The sequence below is a fragment of the Rhodococcus sp. BP-241 genome (assembly GCF_019836145.1).
In the GTDB taxonomy this organism is placed as follows: domain Bacteria; phylum Actinomycetota; class Actinomycetes; order Mycobacteriales; family Mycobacteriaceae; genus Rhodococcoides.
This window is the reverse complement of the sequence record NZ_JABUEI010000004.1, coordinates 549,322-564,592: the sequence shown is the minus strand read 5'-3', so window position 1 is coordinate 564,592 and position 15,271 is coordinate 549,322. Positions and strand designations below refer to the sequence as shown.

Genomic DNA, 15,271 nt, shown 5'->3' with positions numbered 1-15,271 from the left:
CCCCCAGCCAGTCGTCCGCCTCGTTCCCCAGCCCGCCCGGTGGGTTCGCCCCCGCCCCGCCGCAGTCGACGAGACGCGGTGTCGAGGCGGCACTGCTCGGCGCGGCCGCGGTCATCACCACGGTGTCGCTGGTGCTCGTCGAGGCGAGCCAGGAGCAGGCCATCACCTGGGACCTGGCGAAGTACGGCCTCGCCTACCTCGCGATGTTCGCGGTCGCCCACGCCGCGGTCCGTCGATTCGCCACCCACGCGGATCCGCTGCTGCTCCCGGTCGTCGCCATGCTGAACGGGCTCGGACTGGTGCTCATCCACCGGCTCGACCTCGCGGCGCAGCAGTCGGCGGTGTACCTCGGCATCGAGGAGCCGTCGGCCGACGCCACGCAGCAGGTGCTGTGGACGGCCCTGGGCATCGCCGGGTTCATCGCTGTCCTCGTGCTGATCCGCGACTACCGCACCCTCGCGCGGTACGGCTACACCCTGGGCCTCGGCGGTCTGGTGTTCCTGGCCTTGCCGGCCGTCCTGCCCTCCTCGTTGTCCGAGGTCAACGGCTCGAAGATCTGGATCCGGTTGCCCGGCTTCAGCATCCAACCCGGTGAGTTCTCGAAGATCCTGCTGCTCATCTTCTTCGCCTCGGTGCTCGTGGCGAAGCGCGAGCTCTTCACCACCGCGGGCAAGCACGTGCTCGGCATGGACTTCCCGCGCGCCCGCGATCTCGGCCCCATCGTCGTCGCGTGGATCGTGTCCATCGGCGTCCTGGTGTTCGAGAAGGATCTCGGCACGTCGCTGCTGATCTACTGCACGGTCCTGGTGATGATCTACGTCGCCACCGAGCGCGTCGGCTGGATCGTCGTGGGTGTGGCGCTGCTCCTGCTCGGCTTCCTGCTCGCGTATCAGTTCTTCGGGCACGTGAAGATCCGCACCGACACGTGGCTGGATCCGTTCGCGGACTACAACGACACCGGCTATCAGATCTCGCAGTCGCTCTTCGGTCTGGCGACCGGCGGCATGGGCGGTACCGGGCTCGGCAGTGGCCGGCCGTCGCAGGTGCCGTTCGCGAGCACCGATTTCATCATCGCGACCATCGGCGAGGAGCTCGGCCTGATCGGCCTGGCCGCCGTGTTGATGCTCTATCTGGTCTTCGTGCTGCGTGGGCTGCGCACCGCCCTCGCGGTGCGCGACAGCTTCGGCAAGCTGCTCGCCGCCGGACTGTCCGTCACCATCGCGGTGCAGCTGTTCGTCGTCGTCGGCGGCGTCACCAAGCTCATCCCGCTCACCGGTCTCACCACACCGTTCATGTCCTACGGAGGATCCTCGCTGCTCGCGAACTACGCTCTGGTCGCCCTGCTCATCAAGATCTCGGACGCCGCGCGGGCGCCTGTCGTGCCGCAGAGACGCGGACCGGCGGCTCCGATCGGTGACGCTCCCACCGAGGTGGTGAAGCGACCGTGAACACACCTCTGCGCAGAGTCGCCATCGGCGTCATGGCGATGATCGTCGTCCTGCTCGCGAACGCGACGTACGTCCAGGTCATCAAGGCGGACGACCTCCGAACGGATCCGCGGAACTCGCGGGTGCTGCTCGACGAGTACGCACGCCAGCGTGGGCAGATCTCGAGCGGCGGCCAGGTGCTCGCGGCCTCCGTCGCGACCGACGATCGCTACAAGTACCTGCGGACGTACCCCGCCAACCCCGCGGCACCGTCCAGCCCGGCCGCCAACGCACCGGTCACCGGCTTCTACTCGATGCTGTACTCGAGCACCGCTCTCGAACGGTCCGAGGACGCAGTGTTGAACGGCTCGGACAACCGACTGTTCGGCAAGCGGTTCTTCGACCTGCTCTCCGGTCGCGACCCCCGCGGCGGCAACGTCGTCACCACGATCGATCCGGTGATGCAGCAGGTCGCCTACGACCAGTTGACGTCGAAGGGCTACACCGGCTCCGTCGTGGCCATCGAGCCGTCCACCGGCAAGATCCTGACGATGGTGAGCACGCCGAGCTACGACCCCAACGAGCTCGCGACGCACGACGGCGAGACGTCGACGCAGGCGTGGGAGCGACTGAGCAGCGATCCGGGCGAGCCCCTGGTCAACCGCGCGGTCTCCCAGACCTACCCGCCCGGTTCGACGTTCAAGGTGGTCGTCACCGCGGCCGCGCTGGCGGCCGGCTCCACCCCGGACACCCAGCTCACGGCGGCGCCGACCATCACGCTGCCCGACACGTCGACGACGCTCGAGAACTACAACGGCTCCACGTGCGGCGGCGGCGCCACCGCGTCGTTGCGCGAGGCGTTCGCGCGCTCGTGCAACACCGCCTTCGTGGAACTCGGTATCGACGCCGGCACCCAGAACGTCAAGGACGCCGCGTCCGCGTTCGGCATCGGCGAGGCGAACCAGGCCGTGCCGATCCCGGTCGCCGACAGCACCGTCGGGGAGATCCCGGACGACGCCGCCCTCGGTCAGAGCAGCATCGGCCAGCGCGACGTCGCACTGACACCGCTGCAGAACGCCGAGATCGCGGCCACCATCGCGAACGGTGGCGTGCGCATGGCGCCGCACATGGTGGCCCAGCTGCAGGGTCCGGATCTGTCGACCCTCGACACCACCGAGCCCACGTCACTGGGCCAGTCGATCTCTCCCGAGGTCGCGTCCACGCTCACCGATCTGATGGTCGGCTCGGAGAACAACTCCGGCGGCGAGGGCAAGATCGCGGGGGTGCAGATCGCATCCAAGACCGGCACCGCCGAGCACGGCAGCGATCCGCGCAACACCCCTCCGCACGCCTGGTACATCGCGTTCGCGCCGGCACAGGACCCGAAGATCGCCATCGCGGTCATCGTCGAGAACGGTGGTGACCGCGCACTCGCCGCCACCGGTGGGTCCGTCGCGGCACCAGTGGCGAGAGCAGTGCTCGGCGCCGGATTGCAGGGGAGGTGAGCCCCGCATGAGTGGAGGCCTGGGTAACGGAGCAGTGGTCGCCGACCGCTATCGACTGCTCCGACTGATCGCGACCGGTGGAATGGGACAGGTCTGGGAAGCGACGGACAACCGGCTCGATCGCCGCGTCGCCGTCAAGATCCTCAAGCCGGAGTTCTCGGACGACCCCGAGTTCGTCGAACGGTTCCGTGTCGAGGCGCGCACGACCGCGCTGTTGAACCATCCCGGCATCGCCAACATCTACGACTACGGCGAGGTGCGGGACGCCAACGGGCAGTCGCTCGCGTATCTCGTCATGGAGCTCGTCATCGGCGAGCCCCTCAACACGGTGCTCACGCGCATGGGTCGGCTTCCGCTGGTCCACGCACTGGACATGCTCGAGCAGACCGGCCGCGCCCTGCAGGCCGCGCACCGCGCAGGCATCGTCCACCGTGACGTGAAGCCGGGCAACATCATGATCACGCCCGACGGGACGGTGAAGATCACCGACTTCGGCATCGCGAAGGCCGTGGACGCCTCGCCCGTCACGCGCACCGGCATGGTCATGGGCACCGCGCAGTACATCGCCCCCGAACAGGCGCTGGGTCAGGACGCGACGTCCGCGTCCGACGTGTACTCGCTCGGCGTCGTGGGCTACGAGGCCATCAGCGGGACCCGTCCGTTCGTCGGCGACGGCGCGCTGACGGTCGCGATGAAGCACGTGCGGGACGCCGCGCCGCCGCTTCCCGGCGATCTGCCGCAGCCGGTGCGGGAGCTCATCGAGATCACCATGACCAAGGACCCGGCCGCACGGTACGAGAACGGCGGGGAGTTCGCCGACGCGGTCGCTGCCGTGCGCGCCGGCCGGCGCCCGCCCGCCCCGGGCACGGCGTCCGGTACCGGTCGGGTCGCCCCGCCCGTCGGCGCCGTCGGTGGGCCGTCCAGCACCCGCATGATGACCACGTCCGCCACCGGCTACGCCGCCGCGGCAGCGGCCACACCACGATCACCGGAACCTGATCGTGACCGCAAATCGGGCATGACCCCCGGGCAGAAGGCCCTGGCCTGGGCTGCCGGTGGACTGCTCCTGCTCGCCGCCGTCGTCGCGTTCGGGCTGTTCGTCTTCACCGAGAGCAACGGTTCGACGCCCGTCGTCACCTCGACCACCACGGCGGCGCCCACCACGGAGCCGACCACCACCACGACGCGGCCGACGACCACCACCACCGAGCCCACGACGACGACCACCACCACCACCACCACGACCACCACGACGACGGAACCGACGACGACCACCACCGAGCCCACGACCACCGAGCCGACGACCACCACCACGACCACGACCGACGGGGGACTGTTCACCATCCCCGGTCTCGGCGGCGGGAACGGCAACGGCAACGGGGACGGCAACCCCTTCAACTACGCACCGGGAGGATCGCGATGACCACACCGCGCAAGCTCTCGTCCCGGTACGACCTCGGGGAGATCCTCGGTTTCGGTGGCATGTCGGAGGTCCACCTCGCGAAGGACGGCCGTCTCGATCGCGACGTGGCCATCAAGGTGCTGCGTCAGGATCTGGCACGCGATCCCACGTTCTACCTGCGGTTCCGCCGCGAGGCACAGAACGCTGCGGCACTGAACCATCCGGCGATCGTGGCGGTGTACGACACGGGTGAGGCGGAGACCGAGACGGGTCCGCTGCCCTACATCGTCATGGAGTACGTCGACGGCGACACGCTGCGCGACATCGTCCGCGCCGAGGGGCCGATGGCTCCCAAGCGTGCGATGGAGGTCATCGCCGACGTCTGCGCCGCCCTCGACTTCAGCCACCGCAACGGAATCGTGCACCGCGACGTCAAACCGGCCAACGTGATGATCAACCGCGCCGGTGCGGTCAAGGTCATGGACTTCGGCATCGCGCGGGCCATCGCCGACAGTTCGTCTCCGATGACGCAGACCGCTGCCGTCATCGGTACCGCCCAGTACCTGTCGCCAGAGCAGGCTCGCGGCGAACAGGTCGATGCGCGATCCGACGTCTACTCGCTGGGCTGCGTGCTGTTCGAGATTCTGACGGGCGAGCCGCCGTTCACGGGTGACTCCCCGGTCGCGGTCGCGTACCAGCACGTCCGGGAAGATCCGCGACTGCCGTCGTCGGTGAATCCGGACATCCCGCGGGAGCTGGACTCGATCATTCTCAAGGCGATGAGCAAAAACCCGGCCAATCGGTACCAGAGCGCCGCGGACATGCGCACCGATCTCATCCGCGTCCTCGGTGGCCAGCGGCCCAGTGCGCCGATGGTGATGAACGACGAGGATCGCACCACCATCCTCGGCTCGATGGATGCGCCGCGGTCCGGCGCTCGGCCGGCGTCCGACAACTCCGGCGAGCCTCGCCGGATCGCCCGCCACGCGCATCCCGACGCGGACGACGACGGGGACCGACCGCGCCGCAAGGGCGTGCGCGTCGCCGTCATGGCGCTCGCCGCCCTCGTGGTCGTCGGCATCGTCGGCGTCTTCCTGTGGAATCTCGGCCCCGGTGCGGAGGCCCGTTCGGTGACCGTCCCGGACGTGTCCGCGCAGACCGCCGACGCCGCCCGCACCACCCTCGAGAACGCGGGCTTCCGCGTCGACGTCCAGCAACGCTCCGACGCGACGGTGCCCGAGGGGTCCGTCATCGGCACGCGACCCGTGTCCGGCACGACGGTCGACGAGAACAGCACCCTCGTTCTCGAGGTGTCCACCGGTCCGGAGCAGATCCAGGTCCCCCAGCTGGCAGGACTGACGCAGAGCGCTGCGGAACAGGCACTGGTGCAGGCCGGTCTCGCTCTCGACCCGTCGATCGGCCGGGCCGCGTCGTCTCGCGCGGACGTCGACAAGGTCATCGGTCAGGAGCCGGCTCGCGGATCGTCGATGGCTCAGGGCTCGTCGGTACGCATCACGCTCGGATCGGGACCGCGTCAGGTGCGGGTACCCGACGTGGTCGGTCAGAACATCGAGGTCGCTCAGCCCAACATCGCGGGTGCCGGTTTCCTCGTCGACCGCCAGAACGTCGACTCGACGCTCCCGGCCGGTCAGGTGGTCGCCACGACGCCCGCGGGCGGCAGCAACGCCACCGACGGCGACACCGTGGTGGTGCGGGTGTCCAACGGATCGCAGTTCGAGATCCCGGACCTGGCAGGCCAGACCCCGGTCCAGGCCGTCGACCTCCTCCGCGCCGCCGGCTGGGAGGGCACCATCGCCGAGATCGACCAGGTCGACGTCCAGACGTCGGACCTCACGCAGGTCAACCGCGTTCAGCAGCAGGCGGTCGCGCCGGGGACGGCCATCGCCAAGACGGCGCGCGTCAACGTGACCGTCGGCAAGTTCGGGCTCTGACCCGACGCGGCGCCGTGCTCAGACGCGGGCGGCGCTCTCGAGCTCGGCCACCAGGCCCGGTTCGGGAGCCTCGCCGCACACGGCGAGCCAGTTCGCCAGCATGCGGTGACCACCCTGCGTCATGACCGACTCGGGGTGGAACTGCACGCCGTGGATCGGCAGCTCCCGGTGGCGCATCGCCATGACGATGCCGCTCTCGGTGCGCGCGGTCACCTCGAGGTCGTCCGGGATCGTGTCCTCCCGCACCGTCAACGAGTGGTAGCGCGTCGCGGTGAACGGATCCGGCAACCCTGCCAGCACGCCGTCTCCGGAGTGGTGGACGACGCTGGTCTTGCCGTGCAGAAGTTCCGGCGCGCGTTCGACCACGCCGCCGAAGGAGGCACCGATGGCCTGGTGTCCGAGGCACACGCCCAGCAGGGGCGTTCCCGACGAGGCGCAGGCCTGCACCATGTCCATGGTGACGCCGGCACGCTGCGGCGTGCCGGGTCCGGGACTGAGCAGCACTCCGTCCACCTCCGCCACTGCGGCCTCGACATCGAGCACCCCGGGGTCGTCGTTCCGCAGCACTCGGGCCCGTGTCCCCAGCTGGCCGAGGTACTGGACCAGGTTGAACACGAAGCTGTCGTAGTTGTCGACGACGAGGATGCGCATGTCACAAGACTAATGCCGCACGGGTGGGAGCTCGGCTGCAGGTTATCGTGGACGTGAGCAGTGAGCGTCCCCACCGTGGCTCACACCCGCCCGCCTGCAGTCCGGTACGAGAGTTCGAGGTCATCCATGCCCAAGTCGAAGGTCCGCAAGAAGCCCGACTACACGATCGATCCGGCGTCGCGGACGCCCGTCAAGGTCAAGGCCGCGCCGTCGAGCACGCTGTATCTGTCGGTCATGTTCGGTTTCATGGTGCTCGGTCTGGTGTATCTCATCGTGTACTACCTCGCCCAGGACAGCATCGGCTGGATGTCGGATCTGGGTGCCTACAACTTGCTGATCGGCTTCGGTTTCTGGATCGTCGGTCTCGTCATGACGATGAAATGGCGCTGACCGGGGCTTCCTCCGCCATGCGCGCCGAAATTACACGCGTGTTGTTCATCCACACTGTGGATAACTTCTGTGGATAACTTGTCCACAGGTGGCCGCGAGGCACCGCAGTCCTGGTCCACACCCCTCGCCGCCGTAGCCGCGCTGGGGGTGGGAGCCGCTGCACTCGCCGCCGCTGCCGTCGCCACGACGGGTGATCCGGCCGGCCGCGCGCTCATCGGACTCGCCGCACTGGCAGCCCTGGCGCTGGCTGTGCTGGCCGCGGTCCAACGTCCGAAGTTGAGTGTCGACGGCGACGTCCTGCGCATCAGAACTCTGCGCGGAACCCGCGACTACGGGCGCGACGACGTGCTCTCACTGCGTCTGGTCCCGTACCCGCGGCTCGGTCGACGGGTTCCGATGCTGGAGATGGACGTGACCGACGGCGACGACGAGCGACTCGTCATCTTCGGTCGCTGGGACCTCGGGGCCGATCCGCGCGCCGTGTTCGACACCCTCGAGCTGCACGGGTGGGTCGACGCGGGCTGGTCGCAGCGGGACTAGCCCACCACGAGAGTCGGAGCGAGCGTCGCGGCACGCAGACCGATCAGCGCCAGGGCGAGCAGCCCGACGCCGGCGATGCCGAACCATCCCAGTCGGCGTGACCGACGGGCGTCCGAACCGGTGACGAACAGCACCGCGGCCGTGGCGGCGGCACCGGCGGCGAGCCCGCCGAGGTGTCCCCACAGGGAGATACCGGGGATCGCGATGCTCAGCACCACGTTGAGCCCGATCACGACGAGCACCGGGGTGGGGCTGCGGCGCAGCCGGACGAGGATCACGGCCTGTGCACCGAGGAGGCCGAACACGGCGCCGGATGCTCCGACCGTCGCCACCAGGGGGCTGGACAGCCACATCACCGCCGCGGCGCCGCCCAGCAGCGCGACGACGTACACGGCGAGGTATCGCGAGCGTCCGAGCACCAGTTCGCAATCGCGCCCGATGACGTACAGGGCGAACATGTTCACGGCGAGGTGCACGATGCCGGAGTGCAGGAAACCACTGCCCAGGATGCGGACGACATCGCCGTCGGCCACCAGGAGCGGGACGAGCTGCCAGCTGCGGAACAGCGAGCTCGACTGGTTCGCCAGGCCGCCGGACTGAGCGGCCGTGAGGGCGAACACGAGGATGTTCAGTGCCATCAGCGCGTAGGTGACGACGGGGGTGGAGACGGTCCTGCTGACACCACCGGCCATCGTGCGGGCACGCGGGATCGACCCCGCAGCCTGTGCCACGCACTCGACACAGTGCTGACCCACCGCGGCCGGCCGCAGGCATTCCGGGCAGGCCGGTCGGTCGCACCGGGTGCAGGACAGGCCGGTGGGCCGATCGGGGTGGCGCACGCAGGTAGGGAGGGGCGGCACCGGAGCGCCGCCCCATCCTGGTCCTGTCATGTCACACCGATCTCGCGACGGGGGACCGTGTCGGTCGAATCAGGCAATGGTGACGGATTCGATGACGACGTCGTTCACGGGGCGATCGCCGCGGCCGGTCGCGGTCGAGCCGATCTCGTCGACGACCTTCTGCGACGCGGGATCGATGACCTCGCCGAAGATGGTGTGACGACGGTTGAGATGCGGCGTCGGGCCGACGGTGATGAAGAACTGCGAACCGTTGGTGCCGGGGCCCGCGTTCGCCATGGCGAGCAGGTACGGACGGTCGAACGACAGCTCGGGGTGGAACTCGTCACCGAACTTGTATCCGGGACCACCCGTGCCGGTGCCGGTGGGGTCACCACCCTGGAGCATGAAGCCCGCGATGACGCGGTGGAAGATCGCGCCGTCGTAGAAAGGTCCCTCGGAGGAGCCCGACGCGTTCTTCGTGCTGTAGTCCTTGGTGCCCTGCGCGAGACCGACGAAGTTCTCGACCGTCTTCGGCGCGTGGTTGCCGAAGAGGGCGATCACGATGTCGCCGTGATTCGTGTGCAGGGTCGCGGTCTGAGTCTGTAGAGGTGAGGTCACAACACCATCGTGCCACCCGGGGAATGTGCAAGGGTGAACGGATGACGTCAACACCCGACAGTGCCACCGCCAAGAAGGCGCTCGGCATCGCCCGTGACACCGCCCTCACGCTCGCTAAGGGCCCCGCAGCAACAGGTTTCGTCGTCACTCGCAAGGGGGTGTCGGTCCTCCGGTCACGACGCGCCCAGCAGCGTGCCGCTCGTCCCGCACCCGTGCGTGCGGCGGCGCCCGTTCGACGCGGTCGGTTCGTGCCCGGCCGCCGCGCCGGCGTGATCGGAGTGCTCGTCCTCCTCGGCGCCGGCGCTGTCGCGTTCTCCCGCTCGCGCCGCACCGAGCTGCCCCCTCCCGCCGCCGAGCCGCCGAGCCTGGGCACGCCGACGACCAACGGTCACCAGGCGCCCTGACACTGCTCCGCCGGTCAGAGCATCCCGAGCACGAACCGCGCCACGTCGGCCAGGTCCATGGCTCGTGGGCCGGGTGGGCTCGGCACTCCGGCCACCACCTCGGCCACGGCCCGCGCCGACACGCTTCCCGGTTCCAGGTAGTCGGCATGGCCCACGGTGCCCGCCGTGTCCAGCGCCTCGGTCTCGGGTCGCTCGCTGGGATCGGGCCCGAACCGTCCCAGGTCGGCGACGGGGTCCCACGCCGCCTCGGCGACGTGCACCGGGCCCGGCGCGGCTGCGGCGGCGCGGTCGCTCCATCCTGGCGAGCCCATCACCACCACGGCGTCGACGGGGGCACCGGCCTCGATGGCCTGCGCCGCGACGACGGTGCCGTAGGAGTGCGCCACACCACCCTCGTGTGCATGCTCCACATGTCCGGTGCTGTCCAGACCACCGACTCGCTCACGCCGACCCCCGTCGTTCCCGGACGGCACGTGGTGGCCGCCTCGAGCGGACAGTGGACCAGATGGAGACGGCGGGCCTGGCTGCGTCGTCCACAGCCCGGGGAACGAGCCGTCAGCGCCGCTCGGCGGGCACTCCGGTGTCCTCGACAACGGCCCTGGGCACCGGCGTGGACATCTGTTGGGCACCTCGGCTGCGCTTGGCCTTGTAGAGCTCGGCGTCGGCGGCCCGGTAGATCTCCGACCACTTGCGCACGGTGGGCATGCAGACCAGTCCGACGCTCCACTCGGCCGAGTGCGCTGCCCGCAGCCGCTCCAGAAGGGTCGCCGCCTCGCCCTCACCGGTTCCCGGCATGAACAGCACGAACTCGTCGCCGCCGAGACGGCCGAGGACGTCGCCCTTGCGCAGCTGACCGCGCCACGCTGCCGAGACCCGCTCGAGCAGTACGTCGCCGGCGATGTGCCCGTAGATGTCGTTCACGGTCTTGAAGTTGTCGAGATCGAGAACCGCCATGCTCACCGGCAGACCACGGGAGGCGAAGACCGGGAGCAGTTTCTCGACGCGGTCCTCGAGGCCCTGGCGGTTGAGGAGTCCGGTCAGGGCGTCCCGCGACGCCGAGTGCCGCATGCGCCGCGAGTGCGAGCCGAAGAACTCGGCGGCGGCCACGATGCCCAGCGCGGTGAGGACATAACCCACCATCGGCATGGTCGACGGCGACAGCGCGGCCGCCACGACCGATCCCACCGTCAGCACGCTCACCCACACCCAGCCGCCGCGCTCGCTCCAGTACCCCGCGAGCTGCATGCCCAGGAACATCGCCGCCTGGCTCAGCAGCAGGTACGCCACCGGTCCGTCCGACGTGAGGAACATCGCGCACAGCGACGCGACGGCGCCGCCCGTCACGATGCCCAGCGTGCGAGGCGAGGTCGGACGCGGGCCGAAGTGCAGGACGGCCGCACCGAGGAGTTGGAGACCTGCCGCGAGGACCATGACCACGGTTCCGGTGGTCGTGCCCGAGAACGCGACGGCACCGGCGATGAAGAGAACGGCGGTGGGACACAGATAGACCACCATCGCGGTGCTCGCTTCTGTTCCTCGTCCGGGGTTCACGCGTCAAGTATCGACGATGAGGCGCGCAGTGGTGGACGAAGCATCGCCGGTGGGCATGGTGACATGTCCAGAGACGAGAACACCCTGCTCCGGCATGCGGAACAGGGTGTGGTCGTGACTGTGGAGCCTAGGAGATTCGAACTCCTGACATCTGCCTTGCAAAGGCAGCGCTCTACCAACTGAGCTAAGGCCCCGGATCGACATCCGGCAGACGATGCCACCGCGTACTCTCCACGCGGATCGCGCGAACAGTGACGGCAACGACCACCGACGTCACGAGGGCGGGGAGAAGAATCCTCACGGACATCCTTTCTCGCTCTCGTTCGTGGGCCTAGGAGGACTTGAACCTCCGACCTCTTCCTTATCAGGGAAGCGCTCTAACCGCCTGAGCTATAGGCCCGCACTCGGCTCGCAGAGCACGGTGGAACGTGCTGTGCTGACCGAGGAACGAGATTACCGCACACACGGCGCGAGACCAAAACGCCGGTGTGCGGTGGGTCAGTCCCGGTCCGCCAGCGTCACTTCCAGGCCGCCGACGAGGTCGGAGCACAGGTTGTAGATGAACGTGCCGATGGTCGTCAGTGCTGTGAACAGCACCACGTTGATGAGACCGATGACGGCGGCGTAGCCGAAGATCTGGCCGGCCGACACCAACCCGGACTCGCCGGACGTGGCGACGATGTCGGAGAACGCATTGTTCAGTCGATCCCACACGCCCATGCCGTCGAGCACCATGTACAGCAGCCCGACGGCCACCATCCAGACGAAGAACAGCGACACGGAGATCACGAGCGACAGCTTCAACATCGACCACGGATCGATCTTGCGCACCTGGACGGTCGCGCGCAGCGGCTCACCGGACTCCGACGGTCGCGCCGTCATCATCGGGGTGGCGCGCTCGGTGCGCTGCTCCTCCTGCTGCGGGTGACGGACCGTCGAGAGGTCCGGCATGTCGGTGGGCAGGTCGTTTCGCGCGATGTTGCGCGTCGGCCCGTCGATCACCGCAGCCTTGGCCGTCGCCTCGGCGGGACGCCCCTGGCGGGGACGGTCCTGACCGTCCGTCGGACGTGCAGCGGGCTGCACGGTCGTCCGGGCCTGACCCTGGTCCGGACGAGCCTGCTCGGGAGCGCGGCCCGTCGGAGAGGGACGGCTCTGCAGGTTCGTCTGCGGCTGCCGCTGAGGTGGCTGCTGCTCCCGCACGGGAGCCTGCTGGGAGTCCGGTGTCCGAGCCGGACGGGGACCCTGATGGCCGGGGTCCTGCCGAGCAGGGTCCTGTCGAGCGGAGTCCTGCTGCACCCCGTCCTGGCGTGCGCCGTCCTGCTGGGCAGGCGGCCACGCCGCGGGCGGGCGAGGTGCCGGGGGTCCGCCGGCAGGCCGTGGGGCCTGACGGTCGGACGTGGTGCTCGGCGCGGGGCGTCCGTTTCCGGTGGACCCGGGCTGTTCGGGAGTACTCACTGCGCTCATGACTCCTTGGATCCGTCGGCCTCGGCGATCGCGAGGTCCTCCGGCTCGTCCGCGTTGCGTGCGATGGCCAGCAGGTTGTCGCCGTCGCCGAGGTTCATCAGCCGAACGCCCTTGGTCTGGCGTCCTGCCTTGCGAACCTGACGAGCCGCGGTGCGGATGACACCGCCGCTCGAGGTGATGGCGTAGAGCTCGTCGTCGTCCTCGACGATGAGCGCTCCCACCAGGGTGCCACGACGCGGGTCGTACTGAATGGTCAGCACGCCCTTGCCACCGCGGCCCTGCGGGGGGTAGTCCTCCATCGCGGTGCGCTTCGCGTAGCCACCGGACGTGGCGACCAGCAGGTACGTGCCGTCCTTCACCACGTTCAGGGAGAGCAGTGCGTCCTCGCCGTTGAAGCGCATTCCCTGGACACCCGAAGTGGCGCGGCCCATCGGGCGCAGCACCTCGTCGGTGGCCGAGAAGCGGATCGACTGGCCCTGAGCGGACACGAGCAGCAGGTCGTCCGAATTGGTGCACAGCACGGCTCCGACCAGCTCGTCGTCGCCACGCAGGTTGACGGCCACGATGCCACCGGAACGGTTGGAGTCGAAGTCGGCCAACTTGGACTTCTTCACCAGACCGGCCTTCGTCGCGAGCACCAGGTACGGCGCGTCGTCGTAGGTCTTGATCTGGATGATCTGCGCGATGCGCTCGTCGGGCTGGAACGCCAACAGGTTGGCGACGTGCTGTCCGCGGGCCGTGCGGTTGGCCTCGGGGAGCTCGTACGCCTTGGCCCGGTAGACCCGGCCCTTCGTGGTGAAGAACAGGATCCAGTCGTGCGTCGAGCAGACGAAGAACTTACTGACGATGTCGTCCTGCTTGAGACCCGCGCCCTGCACACCCTTGCCGCCGCGCTTCTGCGATCGGTAGAGGTCGGTCCGCGTGCGCTTGGCATACCCCGTCTCCGTGATGGTGACCACGACGTTCTCACGTGCGATCAGGTCCTCGTCGCTGACGTCGCCGTCGGCCGCGATGATCCGGGTACGACGATCGTCGCCGAACTTGTCGACGATCTCCTTCAGCTCCGAGCGCACGATCTCCCGCTGACGCTCCGGACGATCGAGGATGTCCTGCAGGTCTGCGATCTCGATCTCGATCGCGGCGAGCTCGTCGACGATGCGCTGCCGTTCGAGGGCGGCGAGGCGACGCAGCTGCATCGTGAGGATGGCGTCCGCCTGGATCTGATCGACGTCGAGCAGGTCCATCAGGCCCTGGCGTGCGACATCGGCGTCGGCGGACCGGCGGATCAACGCGATGACCTCGTCGAGGGCGTCGAGCGCCTTCACCAGTCCGCGCAGGATGTGGGCCCGCTCCTCGGCCTTCCGCAACCGGTACCGCGTACGACGGACGATCACGTCGAGCTGGTGGGTCACGTACAGCTTGATCATCTGGTCGATCCGCAGGGTGCGCGGAACGCCGTCGACGATCGAGAGCATGTTGGCGCCGAAGCTCGTCTGCAACTGGCTGTGCTTGTAGAGGTTGTTCAGCACCACCTTCGCGACCGCGTCGCGACGCAGCTTGATGACGATGCGCATACCGACGCGGTCGGACGACTGGTCCTCGATGTCGGAGATGCCGGCGATGCGGCCGTCCTTGAGCTGCTCGGCGATCGAGGCGATCATGTTGTCCGGGTTCACCTGGAACGGCAGCTCGGTGACGACGATCTGCGTGCCGCCGCGCTCCCCCTCCTCGATGTCGACCACGCCGCGCATGCGGATCGATCCGCGACCGGTGCGGTACGCGTCCTCGATGCCCTGCGATCCGACGATGAGACCGTGAGTGGGGAAGTCCGGTCCCTTGATCCGCTCGATCATCGCCTCGAGGGCGACCTCTTCACTGGCCTCGTAGTTGTCCAACATCCAGTACACACCCTCGGCGAGTTCCCGAAGGTTGTGCGGCGGAACGTTGGTCGCCATGCCGACCGCGATTCCGCCACTGCCGTTGGCGAGCAGATTGGGGAAGCGGGCGGGCAGCACGGTCGGCTCGAGGGTGCGGCCGTCGTAGTTCGCGATGAAGTCGACGGTCTCCTCCTCGATGTCCGCGAGCATCTGCATCGCGAGAGGAGTGAGCCGACACTCGGTGTACCGCATGGCCGCCGGGCCGTCGTTGCCGCGGGAACCGAAGTTGCCCTGACCGTCGACGAGCGGGTACCGCATGGACCACGGCTGCGCCATGCGCACGAGGGTGTCGTAGATCGAGCTGTCGCCGTGGGGGTGGTAGTTACCCATGGTCTCGGCCACCGGTCGAGCCGACTTCACGTATCCGCGATCGGGCCGATATCCGTTGTCGAACATGGCGTACAGCACGCGGCGGTGCACGGGCTTGAGACCGTCGCGCACCTCCGGGAGTGCTCGACCGACGATGACGCTCATCGCGTAGTCGATGTAGCTGTTCTGCATCTCCTGCTGGATGTCGACCAGCTCGATGCGGTCGGACGTGGGTCCGTCGCCGCCGGTGGGGGGCAGGGTGGTGTCTGTCATTGCATTCTC

14 protein-coding genes and 2 tRNA genes are annotated in these 15,271 nt (G+C 68.7%); 7 read left to right on the top strand and 9 right to left on the bottom strand.

Annotated features, from left to right (window positions below; translation table 11 throughout):
* The 4 genes from HQ308_RS11870 to pknB all read left to right on the top strand — a co-directional run.
* On the top strand, positions 1 to 1,448 hold a 1,448-nt coding region (locus HQ308_RS11870; protein ID WP_261775963.1), incomplete at its 5' end, for an FtsW/RodA/SpoVE family cell cycle protein.
* Complete coding sequence (locus HQ308_RS11865) at positions 1,445 to 2,932, top strand: penicillin-binding transpeptidase domain-containing protein (RefSeq protein ID WP_027505927.1); 1,488 nt, start codon at positions 1,445 to 1,447, stop codon at positions 2,930 to 2,932. The genes HQ308_RS11870 and HQ308_RS11865, both read left to right, overlap by 4 nt.
* Positions 2,933 to 2,939: 7 nt before the next feature.
* Positions 2,940 to 4,355: a serine/threonine-protein kinase gene (locus HQ308_RS11860; RefSeq protein ID WP_222646462.1), complete on the top strand. Its 1,416-nt coding sequence runs from the start codon at positions 2,940 to 2,942 to the stop codon at positions 4,353 to 4,355.
* Positions 4,352 to 6,286 carry a Stk1 family PASTA domain-containing Ser/Thr kinase gene (pknB, locus tag HQ308_RS11855; RefSeq protein WP_222646461.1) on the top strand — a complete coding sequence of 645 codons (1,935 nt, stop codon included), beginning with the start codon at positions 4,352 to 4,354 and terminating at the stop codon, positions 6,284 to 6,286. Before HQ308_RS11860 ends, pknB begins: the two co-directional genes overlap by 4 nt.
* An 18-nt stretch (positions 6,287 to 6,304) precedes the next feature.
* Here the strand turns inward: pknB and HQ308_RS11850 are convergent, their stop codons facing one another.
* The gene (locus HQ308_RS11850) at positions 6,305 to 6,937 is read right to left on the bottom strand and encodes an aminodeoxychorismate/anthranilate synthase component II (RefSeq protein ID WP_222632479.1); all 633 of its coding nucleotides are present in this window, start codon (positions 6,935 to 6,937) and stop codon (positions 6,305 to 6,307) included.
* 126 nt (positions 6,938 to 7,063) lie between these two features.
* Between HQ308_RS11850 and crgA the strand changes: the two genes are divergently transcribed.
* Positions 7,064 to 7,327, top strand: a complete 264-nt coding sequence (gene crgA / locus HQ308_RS11845) for a cell division protein CrgA (protein WP_027505930.1) — start codon at positions 7,064 to 7,066, stop codon at positions 7,325 to 7,327.
* A gap of 78 nt (positions 7,328 to 7,405) precedes the next feature.
* Positions 7,406 to 7,867 carry a PH domain-containing protein gene (locus HQ308_RS11840; RefSeq protein WP_027505931.1) on the top strand — a complete coding sequence of 154 codons (462 nt, stop codon included), beginning with the start codon at positions 7,406 to 7,408 and terminating at the stop codon, positions 7,865 to 7,867.
* Here HQ308_RS11840 and HQ308_RS11835 read toward each other — a convergent pair.
* Both HQ308_RS11835 and HQ308_RS11830 read right to left on the bottom strand, forming a co-directional pair.
* A complete protein-coding gene (locus HQ308_RS11835) occupies positions 7,864 to 8,757 on the bottom strand; it encodes a rhomboid family intramembrane serine protease (RefSeq protein WP_222637832.1) in 894 nt (297 codons plus the stop codon). The two genes, HQ308_RS11840 and HQ308_RS11835, sit on opposite strands and share 4 nt — an antisense overlap.
* A gap of 39 nt (positions 8,758 to 8,796) precedes the next feature.
* Complete coding sequence (locus HQ308_RS11830; protein WP_027505933.1) at positions 8,797 to 9,324, bottom strand: peptidylprolyl isomerase; 528 nt, start codon at positions 9,322 to 9,324, stop codon at positions 8,797 to 8,799.
* Between the two features lie 41 nt (positions 9,325 to 9,365).
* On the opposite strand from HQ308_RS11830, the gene HQ308_RS11825 reads away from it, so the two are divergent.
* On the top strand, positions 9,366 to 9,728 hold the full coding sequence (locus HQ308_RS11825; RefSeq protein WP_222646498.1) for a hypothetical protein: 363 nt from the start codon (positions 9,366 to 9,368) through the stop codon (positions 9,726 to 9,728).
* 14 nt (positions 9,729 to 9,742) lie between these two features.
* Here the strand turns inward: HQ308_RS11825 and HQ308_RS11820 are convergent, their stop codons facing one another.
* The 6 genes from HQ308_RS11820 to gyrA all read right to left on the bottom strand — a co-directional run bounded on the left by HQ308_RS11820 (position 9,743) and on the right by gyrA (position 15,262).
* Complete coding sequence (locus HQ308_RS11820; protein ID WP_222646460.1) at positions 9,743 to 10,138, bottom strand: alpha/beta hydrolase; 396 nt, start codon at positions 10,136 to 10,138, stop codon at positions 9,743 to 9,745.
* A 145-nt stretch (positions 10,139 to 10,283) separates the two neighbouring features.
* Positions 10,284 to 11,279 carry a GGDEF domain-containing protein gene (locus tag HQ308_RS11815; RefSeq protein ID WP_308115761.1) on the bottom strand — a complete coding sequence of 332 codons (996 nt, stop codon included), beginning with the start codon at positions 11,277 to 11,279 and terminating at the stop codon, positions 10,284 to 10,286.
* 121 nt (positions 11,280 to 11,400) lie between these two features.
* Positions 11,401 to 11,473: transfer RNA gene (locus HQ308_RS11810), tRNA-Ala, on the bottom strand.
* 132 nt (positions 11,474 to 11,605) lie between these two features.
* Positions 11,606 to 11,679: transfer RNA gene (locus tag HQ308_RS11805), tRNA-Ile, on the bottom strand.
* Positions 11,680 to 11,777: 98 nt separating this feature from the next.
* Positions 11,778 to 12,743, bottom strand: coding sequence for a DUF3566 domain-containing protein (locus HQ308_RS11800; protein WP_222632471.1), 966 nt, complete (start codon positions 12,741 to 12,743; stop codon positions 11,778 to 11,780).
* Positions 12,740 to 15,262, bottom strand: a complete 2,523-nt coding sequence (gene gyrA / locus HQ308_RS11795) for a DNA gyrase subunit A (RefSeq protein WP_222646459.1) — start codon at positions 15,260 to 15,262, stop codon at positions 12,740 to 12,742. Before gyrA ends, HQ308_RS11800 begins: the two co-directional genes overlap by 4 nt.
* Positions 15,263 to 15,271: the final 9 nt, after the last annotated feature.